We start from the raw sequence: 18,857 nt of genomic DNA, 5'->3' as shown, positions 1-18,857 counted from the left end.
GCATTCTGTGCCCCATTATTATGTTGAGCGCCGCCTTGAAGAGAATCATCTTGAGAAGTGTCCTGTTGTGCCCAAGCTGTTGTAAAGGGAGTGCAGCACGCCATCGCGCTCAAAAGTAAGCGTCTTGTCACTCTTCTGGGGATAGTAATAGGTCGGCGCATGTTATTCCCCGTTCTCGATGTTATTACCATCGCCCATTCGACGCTGTGCTCGTTTTCGGAGGGCGCCATAAAGTAGGCCTGCTATCAAAAATACAATTAGCCCCATGGCAAACAGCATGGGAGCGACGTACTGGCCTGCATACCAGCGCACTAGTCGATACCAGGGCATTTCACCACGCACTGAACGGGGCCCTACCTCAAACGCATTAATCTCATTGTCAGGTCCAATCAAAACCAAATCACCAACGACTTGGCGACTCAACTGAGGCTGGTCCATAAGATCAGGTAATGCACGTAGCTGACCTGCATCAGATGCCGTTGCCACGACAATGCTGCGCTCATTATTTAAAGGAGAGCGCACGCCCATTATGATTTGCTCAGGTGTCTGGCCTCCCAGCCAATTACGCGCACGCTCAACGTCGCTTCCCAAGCGTGTTTGCGCTAACAGGTTTAAGCGGCTCTTTAGTCCCAGCGGTGCTACTTTGAGCGCGTCTTGCTGAATACTGAAAGGAGCCAACTGGCGATTGAGTTCGCTTTGCTCTAACTGAGTCGTCTGAGCAACTACCAACATATCGTGATTGGCCATGTTTTGATTTAAAGCCAACCCCTTATGTATCTCCAGTTCCACTCCAGGATAACCGGTAGCAGCACTCATGCGGCCAATCAATCCAAAGGCTGTGCTCATCTCTGATGTGTTCGGCTCGTCAGGAAGTAACAGGATTGTTTGGGATAAATCTGCCCATTGAGTAAAGGGAAAACCAACATTCCACCAATAGGAAAGTTCCGGCAAAGCCGCAAAATACTGCGCGTCACGTACATCCAGATAGGAGTCAGGATAAAGCCGCGTTTCGATGCGATTGGGCAGCCCCAAGTCACACCCTTCTTCGGGCAGATTGACGGCCATATTAAAAAAGAAATCAAGCTGGTTATTGCCATAAAGTTGTTCGGGGGGAATGCGCAAGGTCGCTTCATTAGAGCGAATATCATTGCCTAATAGATGCCATATCTCCCAAGCAAGCGAGCGTTTTTCAACAGGCAAAGAGCCCAGGTATGCGCCATTCAAGCCCACTTCCAAACGTGAGTCTCGCTCATTAAGCCACTCTCCATGAGGAAACTCATAACCTAGTTTCAGCGTGACCTCCTCCCCTGGCCATAAATACATATTGGGAGGCAAACTAAAGCTGAAGCTTTGCGGAGTCGGACGAACTCCCTCGCCTGCTAACGGGGCCTCACTTGTCATGCTGGTCAGATAAATGGGCTCGTTAAGCGCCTGCCATTTAGGCGCATCGTAAGCGTTTCGAGGTGCTATTGATGGTGCGTTTACTCGCTCAACACCACCTGTCAAGTCGGTACCTTTTAGGGCTAGATAGCGCGCTGCTGCGTTTACTTCTTGCTCTGTTTGACCTGTCACAACCAGTAAACGGTACATCGAGTTGTTGGGATTTACCTGTTGCAGTAGCGTCGGTCCGTTAATTTGTGGCAGGTCGATACCTAACGGCATTTGCTCTGGCGTGCCGATCACCAGTGTATGCTGGTCCGGTATCAAATTATGATGCACAGGGAAGTCAGCGCCTCTATAGTCAGCCAGCACAGCAAAATGCGAGGTTAGCGCTGCGCCTGCGCGTAATAGAGTTTCAGAAGGCGCATCAGGCAATACCAACGGCAATACCAAGCGTTCTAAATCCGCCTCATCAAAAAACGGCGCAGGCAGTGCTTCAAGCCCCGTAGCAGGTGGAAGCGCTTGCACTTCTATTTCCATCGAAGAACCGGGTAATACTTCCAACCAGATACCTTCGCTGAGCAGTGTATTGCACTGCTCAAGCGTTTGCCCCGTCACACTAAGCAATAATGTGTTATAAGTCACTAATAACTCAGGTGGAATAGCAATATCCACCGTAAGATCCTGGGCGGTAAATCGGTCAAGTTCAATCACCCGCAGCTCAATGCCGTTAAGACTTAAATTTAACCGACTAAGTCCCTCCAACAATGCATCGGAGTATTTTAAATTCAGTGTCAAGGTAGCCTTGGTCGCCACTTCATCACTACGTAGTGAGAAGTCTAGTCCCGCTTGCGCGCCGTTACCCTGTAAACGCAATGGTTGAGTTACTATCTCATTAAAGGAAGACGTTAATGGAAAGCGATGCGTTTTAGTAGGGGCCGGCGCTGTAAATGCAAGCTCGCCCTGAGTACCGATCGCAACGTCAGGTAATGTACGCGCGTTATCATCCAATCCATCAAGCCATGAAGGGGATGCGTCTACCGGCGTATTAATGGTCGTCTGGCTCCAGGCTCGCTGGGTCGAAAGCACACCTACGATAATTAAACTTACAAGCACCATTCGCCATAACCAGGTTGCAGCTGATGCCCCTCTAGCGGCGGTTGCAGATGCGCTCGCCGGAGTTTCAGCTGATGTTTTCTGATTGGATTCTGATGCTACAGCGCCCCCAGCGAATAACCGTTGCTCTTTCCAGCGCTGAAAGAAAAGTCCTAAAACAGCGCGAATAACGGTCCACATGGAGCGAATAGGCTGATCACGAGGATGGCTACGTTTTTGTATCCAGGCATCCGCCCTCCCCATCACCAGTTTCACCAACTGACGACGCTGAGCAATACTTAAGCGGCCGAATTTCAGGCGGATATACTGTGAATCACGACTTACCAAATCTACTGGAAACAACACAGGCGTGTCATCAAAAGACATTTCAACAAAATCGATATTTGCACTTTGAGGAAAGTCTTTAACAGTGCTCAGTTGCATTCCCCCCATTGAGAGATTTTGTGTGCCGGTTGATAGCGTATAGCCTCCTTCCAAATGCAGTATTGCCGGATGCTTTAAATCAATCCTGACATACTCACGCACTTGCTTTTGTTCGCTACCAACCGCGACCGCCGCCATTAAAAACAAGGCACTGAAAGAGGCCCATGCCACGTTAAAAAGTAATGCGCTTAAATGGGCATTTACGGGATCCCACCAGACCACCCGAATAGCCCCCCAAATGACACCCGCAGCTAAAAGCCCCAGCAAAAAGAGATGAGGACGCGTCACATTAAAATCGAAAAAGCTGCGCTCCAGCAACCCACCTTTTTCGGTTACATCGAACTTGCCACGATTAGGGTTAAAAAGTGTAACGATAGAGGGCTTCAATAAATGAAACGTTAGCACCGTTTCATAAATCTCATTCCAGAACGTATACCGATACTCACCGACTAATTTAGCGTTGGTATAAATAACCGCAAATAAATGAGGAACTACATACGCTGCAACCAACGCAGGTGAGGCTTCTATAATATTAAGTCCGAAAAGCAAATAGGTGAGTGGCGCAGTTAAAAAAACAAACCGTGCTAATGGGAACTGAAAATGTAGCATGGCGCTCAAGTAACATAATCGCTGAGGAAGGGTTAGCCCACGGCCTAACAGAGGATTATCACGCCTTAATATTTGCGTCATACCCCGTGCCCAACGAGCACGTTGTACAATATGAAGCGCCAAACGTTCAGTCGCCAACCCTGCTGCAAGTGGTATTCCCAAATAAGCCGTCGACCAACCTTTACGCTGTAACTTAAGCGCCGTATGCGCATCTTCGGTGACTGTTTCGACAGCAAAGCCGCCGATCTCTTCTAACGAGCTACGCCGGATAACTGCGCAAGAACCACAGAAAAAGGTGGCATTCCAGTAGTCATTGCCTTTCTGAATTGGACCGTAAAAAAGTTCGCCTTCATGCGGCACTTCGCGACCACTTACCAGATTTCTCTCAAACGGGTCTGGTGAATAAAAATGATGCGGCGTCTGAATAAGTGCCAGCTTATCATCGACTAAAAAGGCGCCTGTCGTCGCCTGCAGAAAAGCACGCGTGGTAATATGATCACAGTCAAAGATACAAATTAACTCGCCCGTTGTGCGTATTAAGGCATTATTCAAATTACCGGCTTTTGCATGCTTATTATCTGACCGCGTTATATAACCAACACCCGCTTGCGAAGCAAATGCACCAAACTCAGCGCGTTTGCCATCATCCAATAAATAAATATTAAGCTTATCTGCTGGGTAGTCTAAATTTTGTGCAGCCAACACGGTATCACGAACAACTTCCAGGCTTTCATTATAGGTAGGTACATAAACATCAACCGATGGCCACTGGTTTATATTCTCTGGAAGCGGCACCACTTTTCTTTCAAAAGGCCAAGCCGCTTGAAAGAAACTTAACACCAATACTAGCCATGCATAGCACTCAGCCGCTAATAAGCCAAAACTTAAAAAGGCTTCCAAGCCAGGCTCGATAATCAGCGTTTCTGTCATCCGCCAGTAAATATAGCGGGTTGCCGTTATAATGGTGATAAGCGCCATGCCCAAGCGTACTCGTTTAGACGTAACCTGCCCCATTACAAGAAGCAAAAGCGCGGTCATCAAGCCAAAGATCAGCTGATTATGTATAGTCATTGGCGTAGAAACTACCACCGCCAGAATGGGCAAACACACCAATAGAATCAGCAATATCCAGCTTTTATACAGCACGCTTTTCATTGTTGGGCTCTCGAGTGCGTTTGAGTTGCTAAAGCGTCTGGTAATAGCCGCATAATATTGTGTGCGACGATCTCAAGATCATTAACGACTGCTGACGTATAGGCATATTGCAAAATAGAAATTTGCTGGGCATGCGCTTCAGAAACCGCAGCATCCCGGTGGATTGCACCTAAAAGCGAGGCGCCTAGTCGGCTTTTTAGTAGTCCATAAACGTCATTACTCAACTCGTTGCGTAAATCCAGCTGATTAATAACATAGTAAATTTGACCTTCAACACCTGAAGGATAAAAGCTTTTATTTTCAACGGAGGGTAACACCGCAAGCGACGCGCTATCAGCCAGCAGCGCTGTCACGCACAGCGGTTTTAGCTTGCATAACGCATGAAGCGCGACAGAATGTCCAGGCGGCAAATCGGCTAACACAATGTCGCCAGGCGATTTGCACAACCCTTGTAGCGCTTTTTTTAACGCTTCGGGGTTATTCGTGAGCATGCTTTCAAAAGCATATCGCTCTTCATGAGTGGTATGACCGTATGCCAACACATTGATACCGCTAGGCGTTGAACGCGACAGCTGCTGCCAGTCTGTGACGCCTGCAGGAGCAACATAGCCTTGCGCATCATTGACCGGGATACCGAAATGGAGCTTGAGCGCGTCTTGGCTATCAAAGTCAATAACCGTTACGTTTAACCCTAAACGCTGAAGTGTATAGGCAAGATTCGCCGTTAATGTGGTTTTGCCAACGCCACCTTTAGGAGAAGCAATACATATAAGCGTCATGAATTAATTTGCCTTAACAACGATTTTAAAGGGGCCTGCTTGGGATCCGCTTGTTCTGGCTCGCCCCTTTTTTCACTATAAGCTTCAAAAAGGTGATCGAAATGAGCACCCCTGGATGCCACGCGATGTTGGGTATTGTGATGTATACCATCAGCCTCGTTTACGCTGCTCGCTCGTTGCACAGGCTCTGCTGACGTTACGGGCCTACTCAAGGAGTTCTCTTGGGGCATTGACTGAGAACGATAGACAGGCTCAGCAACTGCTGAAAAAGGCGAGGCCACTTTTTTAGGCTCCCGGGCCGCTTGATGAGTCTGAGGGGCTTGATTGGCAATACTCTCTAGCAACTTCCAGCGTTGCTGATGTTCGATGCGGCTATGGTTGTCTGACTCGAACTGCTGATAAGAGAAATAATTTCCAACTTTTCCGTCCAATCCATTTACACTATTTTCTTCACTCATTTTTTTGTAGCGGCCTCATTATATACTGGACTTTGAGCATGGTTGCCCTAGCGTATCTCCTTATTTTTCAAACCTCCATATTCATGCTTTCATCTTACCCAAAATGGCTGCGTTTTATATCAGCTCAAAGGTAATTTCAACAATAGAAATAAAACAAAGTAAATTAGTAATGCCTAATTCTTAGGTTCCCAATAAGCAATTGATAGTTTTTCGTGACACAAGAATACATACAAAGCGAAGCTTACATTTATAATAATCTCTTGATATTAAATATTTTTTACTTTAAAAATACATACACCAAGCGTCCATCACCGCTACCATAGAGGGCAATAAAAATTAGCTTATTGCTCGTCAGCCTCTGGCTTTTTCTGAAGCTGCTGAAGCGCCAATCCAAACAAAATCAACCCCAACCCAATAAACGTAGAGAAAAGTAGAGGCTCATCAACCACTAAATACAGCAGCAGTAATGAAACAGGAGGCGAGAGAAAAATCAGGGTCGATACTTTCGCCGTGCGCGAAATCTTATGAACGGCCATTTGCCATAGGACAAACGCGATTCCCATTTCAAACAGCCCCACATAGACCCCGGCCCCAACACCTTTCCATCCGTGCCATTGGAGCCCTGGGCCCGCAAGTAATAAAACGGTTAATACCGGTAGGCCAACGGTAAAATTCTGCCACTGACCAACAATAGGCTTGCGAGGGTCGCGCGCGTTAAGCAACCAGTAAAGCGCCCATAGTAAGGTCGATGAAAGCGCCAACAGCACGCCAACGGGATCAGCAAACGACACATTGAGCACCGCGCCACGCGTCGCAATTACCCATACGCCTGCATAAGCCACAACACCTGCCAAAATGTCCATCCGCGTCAAACGCTGCCCCAGTATGGGAACCGCGAGGAACGCCATCGCCAGCGCCCACGTGTAGTTAAGCGCCATTGCTTCCTGGCCTGGCAGGCGGTCATAGGCGGCAAACAGCACAAGGTAGTAAGCCACAGGGTTTATGATCCCCGCCCAAAAGGCAGTTTTCCATCCGCTGGTTAACGCCTCCCCCATCGTGCCTTGTTTAAGCACCAGAGCGCCCATCAAAAGCCAGGAAACCAACGCCGCAAGCCACATTAATTCAACCGGCCCCATCAAGCCCAAGCCGACTTTAAAAGCAGTCGCCACCGTTGACCACAGTGCCACAGCACCTAGCCCATAAAGAATAGCCTGACGATCCTGGTTCATCGGTCGATATGCCCCAGGTCACGGTGCGGCTCGATCTGGTCGCGAACGCGCTGTTTCAGCACTTTGCTGTCCGGGAAGCCGCTATCACGCTTGCGCTCCCAAATTAAGGTGTCATCACACCAAATTTCAAAGGTACCACCATGCGCAGGTGCAAGGGCTACCTCATCTAAATCCTCCCCGAAAGTGGAGAGTAGTTCCTGAGCATACCAGGCACTGCGTAAAAGCCATTGGCACTGCGTGCAATAGCGAATCTGGATCCGTGACACTTTCGGCCTCCTTACCCATATAATGGTGGCATTCTGTTGCTGCATTTTGTCATTCCAGGAGTATAACCGCCAAGGAGCTGTCATGGCTGGACCCAATATTTCTCAAACGCGTGTTTTTGAGTGGCTAACGGGTGATGAGGACAGTCGACTCTGTGCCGATATTCCGGAGCAGGCCTGCGCCGAACAACCGCGTAATTTTTTTCTGCACTTATGGGCCTCCCTGGGGAATAAGCTTGCTGACGAGCTATCCAGCGCACGCTTGGTGCTTCCCTGGCTAATGGGGATTATCGGCGCACCCATCTGGATGGTGGGACTGTTGGTGCCTATTCGTGAGTCTGGTGCCCTGTTACCCCAGATATTCGTGGCGGGCTTTATTCGTCTAAAACCCAAACGTAAAGGCGTTTGGGTTTTAGGTGCGCTGTTCCAGGCACTTGCCGCATTTGCACTTGCTGTCTTGGCACTTGTGGGGAGCGGAAGCTTGGGTGGCGCTGCGGTGTTAGCTGTACTTGTGCTGCTCTCCTTGGCACGCGGGCTTTCATCAATTGCCAGCAAAGATGTCATGGGCAAAACCATTGCCAAACACTGCCGAGGCGCCCTGATGGGGTGGAGCGGTAGCCTAGCGGGCGGCGCAACCCTGGCGGCGGGTGGCGTGCTGATGTTGCTGGGTAATCAACCAGGCAACCTCTCCCTGGCGGTACTCTTAAGCGTTGCCGCCTTCAGTTGGCTACTAAACGCGTTCTGTGTTGCACGTATTAAAGAAGTACCAGGTGCAGTGGAAGGTGGAGAGAGCGCTTGGGACAGCATCAAGCTTGGCTTATCGCTCTTAAAAAAGGATCGCACGTTTCTACATTTCAATGTTGCCAGAGCATTGCTGCTCTCCAGCGCACTGGCATTACCCTACATTGCGCTACTCGGCCAGCAGCAAAGCGGCTCTGATTTGGGTGGGCTTGGTCTGCTTGTCGTGGTATCAGGTCTTGCAGCAATGGTGGCAAGCCCTATCTGGGGTAAATTAGCCGACCAATCCAGCCGCCGTGTAATGCGTAATGCGGCTATTGGCACCGTTACTTGCTGTTTACTAGGCGCTGGCTTGGCCTGGCTACCCGGTGCCTGGACTCAGAGTGTTTGGCCATATGCCTTGGTGTATGCGTTGCTGGTGATCGTCCATCACGGTGTCCGCCTGGGACGCAAAACCTATATTGTAGATATGGCGAGTCAGGATGACAGGGCTCTGTATGTTGCTCTTTCCAATACCTTAACCGGTCTTCTCATGCTCGTCGTCGGCGGCGTTATTGGCGGGCTGGCCCAATGGCTAGGTAGTGCGGCGTTGCTGTTGCTTTTGGCACTTACGGCGGCTGGGGCGGTGCTTAGCGCGCTGAAACTGCCCGAGGTGGAATAACAGACATGATTGCAATGCAACGCTCTCCACAACACCCGTTTTTGATGAAACAGACCAGCTGATGTATTTCATCGGCGTACAAAAAGATGTTCCTGAGCGCGAGGAAGCACAACTGACTTTAGCTGAAGCTGAATGACAACGCAGTGATAACACCGCCCATAAAGCACAGGACTCATTAATTAACGCCAACACTTGACCTTCAGCCCATGTAGCGCTATATAGCGGCTAGGCGCTTCTTTCAAACGAAGCCATCGTGACGCCGGCCTGCCGGCCTGGGTTGGAGGGCATACCATGAGCCGTGACCCCTTAAATCGTGAGAACTACTCAGCAGAAAACCTTGAAGCTGACGAATTCGATAATCTTGATGCCGTAAACGATGATCAATACGGCAAGCATAAGCCAAGCAAAACCGACTCGTTACGCGCCCGCCGACAGGTGGAAGCGTGGCTTGAGGAGCGTCGTTTACAGCGCGCCATTGAAGATGATTGGGATGCGTAAATAGCTCCTTTAAGTGGGCAGCGAGCCAGTTGCCCTCTTCGTCACCATCCAACACATCACAAAATCCACGCTTTCTTTTTATAGCCATTGGATGTTGCCCGGTGGCCTCCTCTGGCCTTTCCAAGCACAGAGCACTATCATCTGAGGCTACTCAGCACGTTGCTGTCTCATTCATCAACCTAACGGATTTCCATGGCGCAATACGTATTCACCATGAACCGGGTTGGCAAAGTTGTGCCACCCAAAAAACAAATTCTCAAGGATATTTCGCTATCGTTTTTCCCGGGCGCCAAAATCGGCGTTTTGGGTTTAAACGGTGCCGGTAAATCCACACTGCTGCGCATTATGGCGGGTGTCGATAAAGAGTTTGAGGGTGAAGCTCGTCCGATGCCGGGTATCAATGTCGGTTATCTCCCCCAAGAGCCGCAGCTTGATGATGAGAAAAATGTCCGCGACACCGTTGAAGAAGCACTAGGCGCTATCAAGGAAGCGCAGGAGAAGCTGGACGCTGTTTATGCTGCCTACGCTGAGCCTGATGCCGACTTCGATGCACTGGCAAGCGAGCAAGCACGCCTTGAAAACATCATTGAAGCCGCCGATGCCCACAACCTTGAGCGTAAGCTTGAAGTCGCCGCCGAAGCGCTTCGCCTACCGCCTTGGGATGCCAAAGTGGGCAATCTTTCAGGTGGTGAGCGGCGCCGTGTCGCGCTTTGTCGCCTACTGCTTTCAAGCCCGGACATGCTGCTTCTGGATGAGCCAACCAACCACTTGGACGCCGAATCGGTTGCCTGGCTGGAGCGCTTCCTGCATGACTATAACGGCACCGTTGTGGCGATTACCCACGACCGTTACTTCCTGGACAACGTAGCGGGCTGGATTCTGGAGCTCGACCGTGGCCAAGGCATCCCGTTTGAAGGCAACTACTCTCAGTGGCTAGAGCAAAAAGAGCACCGCCTAACCCAGGAAGCCAAGCAGGAAGCATCGCGGCAAAAAGCCATCAAGCAAGAGCTTGAGTGGGTGCGTAGTAACGCTAAAGGTCGTCAGGCCAAAAGCAAAGCGCGCCTTAACCGCTTTGAAGAAATGCAGTCCGGCGACTTCCAGAAACGCAATGAAACCAACGAGATCTATATTCCGCCTGGCCCGCGCCTGGGTGATAAGGTCATCGAGTTTCATAATGTCTCCAAGCGCTTTGAAGACAAGCTGCTGTATGAAGACCTTTCCTTCACTATTCCCCAAGGTGCGATTGTTGGCATCGTCGGCGGAAACGGTGCGGGTAAATCGACCCTGTTTAAACTCATCACCGGTAAAGAGCAGCCAGACACGGGTGAAGTGGTCATCGGAGACACGGTTGAGATCGCTTACGTTGAGCAGCTACGTGATGCGCTTGATGACAAGCAGACGGTTTGGCAGGCGGTATCTGGCGAGCAGGACATTCTCAACATCAACGGCTACGAAGTGTCCTCACGTGCCTACGTTGGTCGCTTTAACTTCAAAGGTAATGACCAGCAGAAGCGCTTGGATGAACTGTCCGGCGGTGAGCGAGGACGCTTGCAGCTTGCTCAAACGCTCAAACAGGGCGCCAACGTACTCCTGCTGGATGAGCCATCTAACGACCTTGATATTGAGACACTGCGTGCGCTTGAAGAAGCCCTTCTTGCCTTCCCAGGCTGCGCCATGGTGATTTCTCATGATCGCTGGTTCCTGGACCGTATTGCCACGCACATTCTGGCGTTTGAAGGTGATTCTGAAGTCGTCTTCTTCGACGGTAACTATACCGACTATGAAGACGATCATAAAAAGCGGGTAGGTAACGATACGCCCAAGCGCATGAAGTACAAGCGTATTGATGCCTGATTTTTAGCGTTCCATACCCGGTAACAGTACGGCGGCCCCGTATGCAAAAAGCCCCAAACGGGGCTTTTTGTTTAGCTGGTTCTATCCAAAATCTTTATGAAAAGTCTTTATGAAAGGTCTCTATAAGTAGCCCTTATGCTAACGGCGTCGCCCTGTAAAGAGCGATACCACAAACAGGATGAGAAACAGAACGAATAGAATTTGCGCGATGGTTGATGCAACCCCCGCGATCCCCGAAAACCCGAGCACACCGGCGATAATCGCAATAATCAAAAACAGCATCGCATTGCCTAGCATCGTCTTTCTCCTTTTCCCTGGTGACGCTTTTCTGCTTTAGAAAACGCACGCTACCTTACGTACGATGAGCGTTGACCTGATTAAGCGTTGGCGATAACTCGTCATTCGTCAAGAAATTAAGGCGAATTTGCTTTCCTTGCTGATGCTTTTCATTCCCGATGCCGGTATTCAGAAATAGTAGGCGCCTTTAGTGGCACCTTGAGCGATAAATCGTAGCCCCCATTTAATCGGCGCAGGAAAACGCAGGCCCCCCGCCTCTATCGCTAAATGCGCCTGGTGCGCTTCATCCGCAGCCATCTGGCGAAGCAGCGCATGCGAGCGCTGATCGTCTGCCAGTAGCCAGGCCTGCTGCTCTTCAAAGTGTTTACCTGAAAGCTCGCAGGTAGCGGCAATCATACCAAGGCTTAGACGCTCGCTGGTTAACCCAGAGATAGCCCCAACCCCAAATGCAGCGGTATAGAAAAAGGGCGTAAAGTAGCTGGTGCGACTATTCAGTTGCGCCAGCCGCTCTTCACACCACGCCAAGTGATCAAACGCCTCCGCAGCGGATTGCACCATTTGCGTACGCGCGTGGGGAAGCGCTGCGGTAATACTCTGGCCCTGATACAGCGCCTGATTCGATACACCAATTACATGATTAACACGCATCAGACCTGCGGTATGACGTCGTTGGTGGCCATCAAACACCCTATCGGCAAGTTGACTGGCGGGGTGGTTACGCTGTGATGTAGCGGCGCGAGGCATCAGCGACCGTAACGCTGTATCAAACTGATGAATTAAGCAATCAGACCGACTAAGCTGGCGCTTCATGGCTTACTCCGCTTAACAGCAAACTTGTCTTAAAGACTGTCTTAAAGACAGCTTGAAGGCCGTATGTTAGCCCGCAGGCCACGTAAACTGACGGCCACCTAATAAATGCATGTGTATGTGGTAGACCGTCTGACCGCCCTTTTCGTTGCAATTCATCACAACACGATAACCGTCTTCGGCAAAACCCTGCTGCTTGGCAAGCCTAGCAGCAGTGAACTGCAAACGGCCGACCAGCTCAAGATCACCTTCTTCAATGTCATTTAAAGTGGCGATGTGCTTTTTGGGAATAATTAGCTGGTGAGTGGGCGCCATAGGGCTAATGTCGTTAAAGGCGAGAACGTGCTCGTCTTCATAAACGATATCCGCCGGGATCTCACGATTGATGATTTTGCAGAATAAACACTCCATACCCACTCCTTGTTATCGTTGCAGCTTGTCGCCCGGCATTATTTGCAAACGCGGTTAGCGAAAGCGGCGCTGGGATAATAAATGGCGCACCAGGGGTGCCAAAATCAGCTCCATGGCTAATGACATGCGCGCGCCAGGCACGACCAGCGTATGTGGCCGCGTCATAAAGGCATCCTTGATCATTGCAAGAAGCCAGGGAAAATCAACGGTTGATGGATCACGAAACCGGATCACCACAAACGACTCAGCGTCCGTGGGGATATCCTGCACTTCAAAGGGGTTGGACGTATCGACGGTAGGCACCCGTTGAAAGTTGATATGGGTGCGGGAGAATTGCGGCTGGATATAGCGCACGTAATCGTTCATGCGGCCCAGAATCGTATCGATCACCGCTTCCTGGGAGTAGCCACGCAGCTTGGTATCACGGTCAATTTTCTGAATCCATTCAAGATTCATGGTCGGCGCAACGCCTACCAACAGATCCACATGGCGAGCAATGTCGTACTCCTGGGTTACCAACCCGCCATGTAAACCCTCATAGAACAATAGGTCGGTGCCACATGGGAGCGACTGCCACTCCGTAAAGGTGCCTACGCGGTACCCCGCTTCGATTTTCTGCTTGTCTTCCGCGTGGATATAGTGCCGAAACGTGCCCGTACCGTGCTCGCCATACTCGGCAAACACCCCTTCAAGGCGGTCAAGCAGATTGGCTTCTACTGCAAAATGCGAGAGCTCATGCTTACGCTCAGGCTCTTCACGAAACATGCGGTGAAGATCATCGCGCGTATAGCGGTGAAAAGCGTCACCGTCCACCATGGCCGCATGTACATCTTCGCGTAGAAACATGCGCTCAAAGCTTCGTCTTACGGTCGTGGTGCCCGCACCCGAAGAGCCTGTCACGGCGATAATGGGATATTCCCGCGACATTAAGCGCTCCTCGCTTGGGCCAAGGCCTGCTTGATGGGCTCAGGTATCGCAACCGGCCGCCCAGTATTGGTGTCGATGAGCAACTGGTTAACGCGGGCGGTCGCCACGATATGTTCGCCGTCGCGCTGCAAAATACGCTGGTAAACGGTTAATGCCTTGCCCTGCGGCTCAGGCACCGCCGTTTCAATGATCAACGCATCAGGCCAACGCGCTTCACGTTGATACTGCACGGCCAGGTCGGCCACCACGCTTGGATAGCCGTGCATGTCCCATTCCGATAGCGCCAGGGCGGAAAAAGCGTGAACGCGGGCTTCATGTAGCAGCGAAACCACTGTGTCATGCCCCAAATGCCGACCGTAATTCATATCGGTTACCCGCACCGTTAAAGGGTGACGATGAATAACCGCGTTAGCGGGAAAATCCAGCGTGACACGTTCCATACCTGTTTCCTTTCGGTGGTGATAAGTGGCCCGCCCCTTGCGCTACGGTATCAACGCGCTTATTACGCTTTTTCTCGCGCAATAGCACGGTAAGCGATATCACGGCGATATTCAGCACCCTCCCAGCGAATCTCATTGACGCCTTTGTAAGCCTGCTGCTGTGCGCTAAAGACACTCTCACCCAGTGCCGTCACACACAGTACACGACCGCCGGAGGTCGTTACCTCGTTATTCGCGTTCAGCGCGGTGCCCGCATGGAACACTTTGCTGTGCTGCTCGGCTTTTGCCAAACCATCAATGACATCGCCTTTACGGTAGCTGGCTGGATAACCGCCCGCCGCCATGACCACACCCACCGCGGCACGTGAATCCCAATGGCACGTTTTACCCGCCAACTGCCCCTGGGCACCGGCAAGGCAAAGCTCAGCAAGATCCGACGTCAGGCGCATCATGATGGGCTGAGTTTCGGGGTCACCAAAGCGGCAGTTATATTCAATCACTTTGGGCTGCCCGGTCTGGTCGATCATCAACCCGGCATACAAAAATCCGGTATAGGCATTGCCTTCAGCGGCCATCCCTTTAACCGTGGGCACGATGACCTGCTCCATGATGCGGGCATCAACGTCTGGCGTAACGACCGGTGCAGGTGAGTAAGCGCCCATGCCGCCGGTATTAGGGCCTGTGTCGCCATCGTAGGCACGCTTGTGGTCTTGGCTTGTGGCCATGGGAACGATGTTTTCACCATCGACCATGACGATAAAGCTCGCTTCTTCGCCTTCCAGAAACTCTTCAATAACAACGCGAGCACCAGCATCGCCAAAGGCATTGGCTTCGAGCATATCGCGAATGGCGGCTTCAGCCTCCACTTCACTCATGGCAACGATCACGCCCTTACCTGCCGCCAAGCCATCCGCCTTGATAACGATAGGCGCACCGACCTTGTGTAAATATGCCAACGCAGGCGTTACCGCAGTAAACGTCTGATAAGCCGCCGTTGGAATAGCATGGCGTGCCAGGAAGTCCTTGGTAAACGACTTGGAGCCTTCCAACTGGGCCGCCGCTTGGGTAGGGCCAAAGATGGTCAGGCCAGCCGCTTGAAAGCGGTCAACGACGCCTTCGACCAGAGGCGCTTCCGGACCGACGACGGTCAAGCCAATACGCTCCTGGAGCGCAAATGCTTCCAACCCGGCCAAGTCGGTAGCCGCAATATCGATATTGGTCAGCTTGTCTTCGGTCGCCGTACCGGCATTGCCGGGCGCTACGAATACCTGCTCAACATTATCAGATTGCGCTAATTTCCACGCCAACGCATGTTCGCGGCCGCCGCCACCTATCATCAAAACCTTCATGTTCTTCCTTCTCGAACGGGAGAGCGATTATGCGCCGCATTATGCCACAAGGTGGCCACTCGTGGCGTTAGGAGGATTTATCCTCATTCTTGTCGCTGGTGGAGGGCGACTGGTTCAAGGTGTTTTGCCAAAAGCGCATATTTTCTTCGGCCAGCTCGCGCATAAACTCCATGGGCGTATGGCGCATGGCCTGCTGCCATTGGCTTTGCAAACGCTTTTGCTGCTCCAGCATAAGCTGCGTGCCTTGCTCCAGATAACGCGCCAGCGGTAAAGGCGACGACATATCATAAACCCGGATGAGCTGCGCCAGCAGGTCGTTAGAGAATACTTCGGCTTCGTTATCCGACTGCTCCTGCTCAATAATGATGGAGAGCAGAATGGTACGCGTCAGGTCTTCACCGCTTTTGGCATCCTCAACCCGAAACGGCGCTTCTTCAATAATAAGATGGCGCAGATCTTCAAGCGTGACATAACGGCTTTGCTGAGTGTCGTACAACCGGCGATTGGCATACTTACGAATTACGCGCACAGCGCATCTCCTTAAACGCGATAGGGGGTGTTCCCCAATGCTATTATTGTGCCTGCACCACGCGCCCATGCAAGCCATGTGAGTAGAATATTGCGCAACAGTGTGCCCACCCTTCGACCAATAGATGCCGATTATGAACTTGATTTTGCTTCACCCCAGCGACCTCGACCACCAGGGCCATGCGCGTATAACAGACGCACGCAGATTAGCGCATTTACGCGACATCCATCGCGCCGCCCTCGGTGACCGGTTAACGGTGGGTGTTCAGGGTGGCTTAATGGGAAAGGCACAGCTGGTCGAATTAACCACTGAGCTTGCCGTATTTGCCCTTGACCCGTTAGCTGACGTGCCCCCCCCCGCTCTTCCCGTGCATTTGGTACTCGCGCTACCTCGACCACGCATGCTGGCGCGAACACTTGAGCATGTGACAGCGCTAGGGGTGAAGGAAATTACTTTACTGCATACCAAGCGCGTAGAGAAAAGCTATTGGCAATCACCAGAGCTTCTTCCCGAGAAAATTCATCAGCACCTGGTGCTGGGCCTGGAACAAACACGTGATACCCAGCTACCGAGCGTGACACTGACCAAAGGCTTTCGGCCCTTTCTTGAAGAGCAACTGCCTGCTTTACTTCGCGGTCGCCGTGGCCTTGTGGCTCACCCAGGCATGCCGATGGCCTGCCCACGTGGCATCAGCGACAATACGCTGCTGTTGGTCGGCCCAGAAGGTGGGTTTATCCCATGGGAAGTTGAGAAACTGCTGGACGCTGGCTGTGAGGGGATGCATCTTGGGCCGCGCATTTTACGCGTTGAAACAGCCGTCACAGCGTTGCTGTCACGGCTGTTTTAGAGCTCAATACCTAGGCTTGCTGGTCTTCCGGATCGTGAGGCACCACCTCAGCATCGTCACTGCAGGATGGCTCTTGCTGGAATGTTTCGCGCACGTCCAGCAAGCCTAAATGGCTGATGGTACGCCGGCCAAGCAGCAGTGGATAATGCATTTCTTCGCGATCACGTAGGCTAAATTGCTCTTCGTAAACCGTATCGCCCATGCACACATTCATTAATACAACGGGGCGCTCATCACGACCGCCCGCGCCGCGCACTGCCAACTCACGATAGAGCGGCCGTTCAAGACGGTCGCTAAACACTTCGTCGTTCTGCTGGTCTGTTAGCTTTAAGCGAAAGCGTACCCACTCCTCGCCCTCTTTCTCAAACACTTCGATATCACGCGCATCCAGAGATGACGTCAGGGCACCACTATCAAGCTTGGCCTTCACCATGATGCCCCAGGGCTCTATGGTGGCATTTTCAACCCAGCCAAACACTTTATCATCATCGCTTGCCACTGCGCTGGCGGCTAATGCACTTACCAGCACACTACTTAACAGCGTTTTTGCCACAAATCCCATAGCATCATCCTTGGTGAAATAAGTGATTAATCATTAACTACGCACCTAGCGCAGCCTTTCAAGCAGCGCCTGAGTAGCGAAGCCATCCGGCGTTAGCCCTTGGCTGCGTTGAAAGTCACGCACGCCTTGGCGTGTATTGGGTCCCATCACACCGTCAGCCCCGCCTACCGAATAGCCCGCTTCATTCAAGCGCCTCTGGAGTTCTTTGACATCGTCGCGGGTTAAAGGTGTCTGCCCTCGCGGCCATGCCTGGCGTATTCCCTCACGCCCGGCAATTTTATCAGCCAGCGTCGCCACGGCCAGGGCGTAGCTGGTGGCGTTGTTATAGCGCAAAATCGCTCGAAAATTAGCGCCTACCAAAAAGGCGGGCCCTTCCGCCCCGGCCGGAATGACGATAGCCGCGCTCTCGAAATTGGGCAGTTCACCCTGCAGGGCGCGTACACCTTGACTCGCCCACTCAGCGCTACTGCGGCGCTCGGTCTGTGAATAATCAAACGATGCAGGAAGCGCTAACTCAACCCCCCAGGGTTCGCCTGCTTGCCAACCTGCCCGCGCCAGATAGTTGGCGGTGGAGGCCATCACATCGGGGATACTGCCCCAGATATCACGGCGGCCATTATTATCACCATCCACGGCATAAGCTTCAAAGCTACTGGGGATAAACTGGGTATGCCCCATAGCACCCGCCCAGGAGCCTTTCATTTGCTCGGCTGCGATATCGCCCTGGTCAATAATACGTAACGCCGCAAGCAGTTCACCGCGTGCGAAATCCCGGCGACGCCCGTCGTATGCCAAGGTGGCGAGCGCCTCAAGGGTCGAGAAATCACCAAAATTGCTTCCGTAATTGCTCTCGATGCCCCAAATCGCCACGATGATTTCTGAGGGCACGCCGTAGCGTTGCTGCATTTCTAATGCCGTCTGGCGGTGGGCGTCAAGTTTCTCACGGCCTGCATTGACGCGCGTATCGGAGGCGGCAGTGTCGAGATATTCCCAAATAGGCCGCACGAATTCCGGCTGGTAACGGTCCAGTTCAATCACCCGTTCACGGTAGCGCACGTTATCCAATGCGGTGGCTAGCGTTGATTCACTGATCCCCTGAGCAGCTGCATAACGACGGAACTCATTGCGCCACTGTTCAAAGTTGGCATAGCGTAGCTCTTCGGCACCGCGGGCATCCACTTCTGTCATCAACTGCGGGTTAGCGTAGAGGCTTCCGCTAAACATTACCGATAGCACCCCGGCAGTAACTACAAGTGATGTATGACAAAAAGCGCGACGTAATGGCAAATTAATCTTGAGCAACATGGTGTCTATTCCTGGGCTGTCCTTGGCATGCCTGATGATGGCCTGGAAAACAAGCAGATACCAGAATTTGTACGAAAACAACGCGTGCTTAGCCGTTGTGGCGTAAACCATGCCTACCAACTTTTCACAGGTAAAGTCACGGCGCTGACATTTCCTGCTGATACATTGTGTTATAAAAAAACCACCCGAAGGTGGCTTCTTACCGATTAGTTATTTACTA

General features: G+C 51.7%; 18 protein-coding genes. 4 read left to right on the top strand and 14 right to left on the bottom strand.

Going from position 1 to position 18,857, the window contains the following annotated elements; genetic code table 11:
- Window positions 1-162 precede the first annotated feature (162 nt).
- The 5 genes from bcsA to FKN99_RS00760 form a co-directional block, all read right to left on the bottom strand.
- The gene (gene bcsA / locus FKN99_RS00780; protein WP_172116115.1) at window positions 163-4,683 is read right to left on the bottom strand and encodes a UDP-forming cellulose synthase catalytic subunit; all 4,521 of its coding nucleotides are present in this window, start codon (window positions 4,681-4,683) and stop codon (window positions 163-165) included.
- A complete protein-coding gene (gene bcsQ, locus FKN99_RS00775; RefSeq protein ID WP_172116114.1) occupies window positions 4,680-5,462 on the bottom strand; it encodes a cellulose biosynthesis protein BcsQ in 783 nt (260 codons plus the stop codon). Before bcsQ ends, bcsA begins: the two co-directional genes overlap by 4 nt.
- Window positions 5,459-5,920 carry a hypothetical protein gene (locus FKN99_RS00770; RefSeq protein WP_172116113.1) on the bottom strand — a complete coding sequence of 154 codons (462 nt, stop codon included), beginning with the start codon at window positions 5,918-5,920 and terminating at the stop codon, window positions 5,459-5,461. The genes bcsQ and FKN99_RS00770 overlap by 4 nt, the downstream gene beginning before the upstream one ends.
- Window positions 5,921-6,261: 341 nt before the next feature.
- Window positions 6,262-7,149 (bottom strand): DMT family transporter, encoded by an 888-nt coding sequence (locus FKN99_RS00765; protein WP_172116112.1) that lies wholly within the window; start codon window positions 7,147-7,149, stop codon window positions 6,262-6,264.
- On the bottom strand, window positions 7,146-7,415 hold the full coding sequence (locus tag FKN99_RS00760) for a SelT/SelW/SelH family protein (RefSeq protein ID WP_287077975.1): 270 nt from the start codon (window positions 7,413-7,415) through the stop codon (window positions 7,146-7,148). The genes FKN99_RS00765 and FKN99_RS00760 overlap by 4 nt, the downstream gene beginning before the upstream one ends.
- Window positions 7,416-7,497: 82 nt before the next feature.
- On the opposite strand from FKN99_RS00760, the gene FKN99_RS00755 reads away from it, so the two are divergent.
- The 3 genes from FKN99_RS00755 to ettA all read left to right on the top strand — a co-directional run bounded on the left by FKN99_RS00755 (window position 7,498) and on the right by ettA (window position 11,163).
- A complete protein-coding gene (locus tag FKN99_RS00755) occupies window positions 7,498-8,811 on the top strand; it encodes an MFS transporter (protein ID WP_172116111.1) in 1,314 nt (437 codons plus the stop codon).
- A 291-nt stretch (window positions 8,812-9,102) separates the two neighbouring features.
- Window positions 9,103-9,309 carry a PA3496 family putative envelope integrity protein gene (locus tag FKN99_RS00750; RefSeq protein WP_172116110.1) on the top strand — a complete coding sequence of 69 codons (207 nt, stop codon included), beginning with the start codon at window positions 9,103-9,105 and terminating at the stop codon, window positions 9,307-9,309.
- Window positions 9,310-9,501: 192 nt separating this feature from the next.
- Window positions 9,502-11,163, top strand: coding sequence for an energy-dependent translational throttle protein EttA (ettA, locus tag FKN99_RS00745; RefSeq protein ID WP_172116109.1), 1,662 nt, complete (start codon window positions 9,502-9,504; stop codon window positions 11,161-11,163).
- 138 nt (window positions 11,164-11,301) lie between these two features.
- Here ettA and FKN99_RS00740 read toward each other — a convergent pair whose 3' ends face one another.
- From FKN99_RS00740 to phaR, 7 genes are all read right to left on the bottom strand, one after another.
- Window positions 11,302-11,460 carry a DUF1328 domain-containing protein gene (locus FKN99_RS00740; RefSeq protein WP_018918588.1) on the bottom strand — a complete coding sequence of 53 codons (159 nt, stop codon included), beginning with the start codon at window positions 11,458-11,460 and terminating at the stop codon, window positions 11,302-11,304.
- A 168-nt stretch (window positions 11,461-11,628) separates the two neighbouring features.
- Window positions 11,629-12,270 carry a 2-polyprenyl-3-methyl-6-methoxy-1,4-benzoquinone monooxygenase gene (gene coq7 / locus FKN99_RS00735; protein ID WP_172116108.1) on the bottom strand — a complete coding sequence of 214 codons (642 nt, stop codon included), beginning with the start codon at window positions 12,268-12,270 and terminating at the stop codon, window positions 11,629-11,631.
- A gap of 66 nt (window positions 12,271-12,336) precedes the next feature.
- Entirely contained in the window at window positions 12,337-12,678 is a 342-nt protein-coding gene (locus FKN99_RS00730; protein WP_172116107.1) for a histidine triad nucleotide-binding protein, read from the bottom strand.
- Between the two features lie 54 nt (window positions 12,679-12,732).
- The gene (locus tag FKN99_RS00725) at window positions 12,733-13,605 is read right to left on the bottom strand and encodes a phosphoribulokinase (protein WP_172116106.1); all 873 of its coding nucleotides are present in this window, start codon (window positions 13,603-13,605) and stop codon (window positions 12,733-12,735) included.
- Window positions 13,605-14,045 carry an acyl-CoA thioesterase gene (locus tag FKN99_RS00720; protein WP_172116105.1) on the bottom strand — a complete coding sequence of 147 codons (441 nt, stop codon included), beginning with the start codon at window positions 14,043-14,045 and terminating at the stop codon, window positions 13,605-13,607. Before FKN99_RS00720 ends, FKN99_RS00725 begins: the two co-directional genes overlap by 1 nt.
- Window positions 14,046-14,107: 62 nt before the next feature.
- The gene (gene purD / locus FKN99_RS00715; RefSeq protein ID WP_172116104.1) at window positions 14,108-15,394 is read right to left on the bottom strand and encodes a phosphoribosylamine--glycine ligase; all 1,287 of its coding nucleotides are present in this window, start codon (window positions 15,392-15,394) and stop codon (window positions 14,108-14,110) included.
- 67 nt (window positions 15,395-15,461) lie between these two features.
- Window positions 15,462-15,923: a polyhydroxyalkanoate synthesis repressor PhaR gene (gene phaR, locus FKN99_RS00710; protein ID WP_172116103.1), complete on the bottom strand. Its 462-nt coding sequence runs from the start codon at window positions 15,921-15,923 to the stop codon at window positions 15,462-15,464.
- Window positions 15,924-16,056: 133 nt separating this feature from the next.
- Between phaR and FKN99_RS00705 the strand changes: the two genes are divergently transcribed.
- Window positions 16,057-16,770: a 16S rRNA (uracil(1498)-N(3))-methyltransferase gene (locus FKN99_RS00705; protein WP_172116102.1), complete on the top strand. Its 714-nt coding sequence runs from the start codon at window positions 16,057-16,059 to the stop codon at window positions 16,768-16,770.
- A 10-nt stretch (window positions 16,771-16,780) separates the two neighbouring features.
- Here FKN99_RS00705 and rloA3 read toward each other — a convergent pair whose 3' ends face one another.
- Together rloA3 and FKN99_RS00695 are read right to left on the bottom strand one after the other, a co-directional pair.
- On the bottom strand, window positions 16,781-17,332 hold the full coding sequence (gene rloA3, locus FKN99_RS00700) for a retropepsin-like aspartic peptidase RloA3 (RefSeq protein ID WP_172116101.1): 552 nt from the start codon (window positions 17,330-17,332) through the stop codon (window positions 16,781-16,783).
- A 45-nt stretch (window positions 17,333-17,377) separates the two neighbouring features.
- The gene (locus FKN99_RS00695) at window positions 17,378-18,637 is read right to left on the bottom strand and encodes a lytic murein transglycosylase (protein WP_172116100.1); all 1,260 of its coding nucleotides are present in this window, start codon (window positions 18,635-18,637) and stop codon (window positions 17,378-17,380) included.
- Between the last annotated feature and the right edge of the window lie 220 nt (window positions 18,638-18,857).

Source organism: Halomonas hibernica (assembly GCF_013183775.1).
Taxonomy (GTDB): Bacteria; Pseudomonadota; Gammaproteobacteria; order Pseudomonadales; family Halomonadaceae; genus Vreelandella; species Vreelandella citrativorans.
Note: the sequence above shows the minus strand (reverse complement) of the source record. Positions and strands in the feature narration are given on the sequence as shown.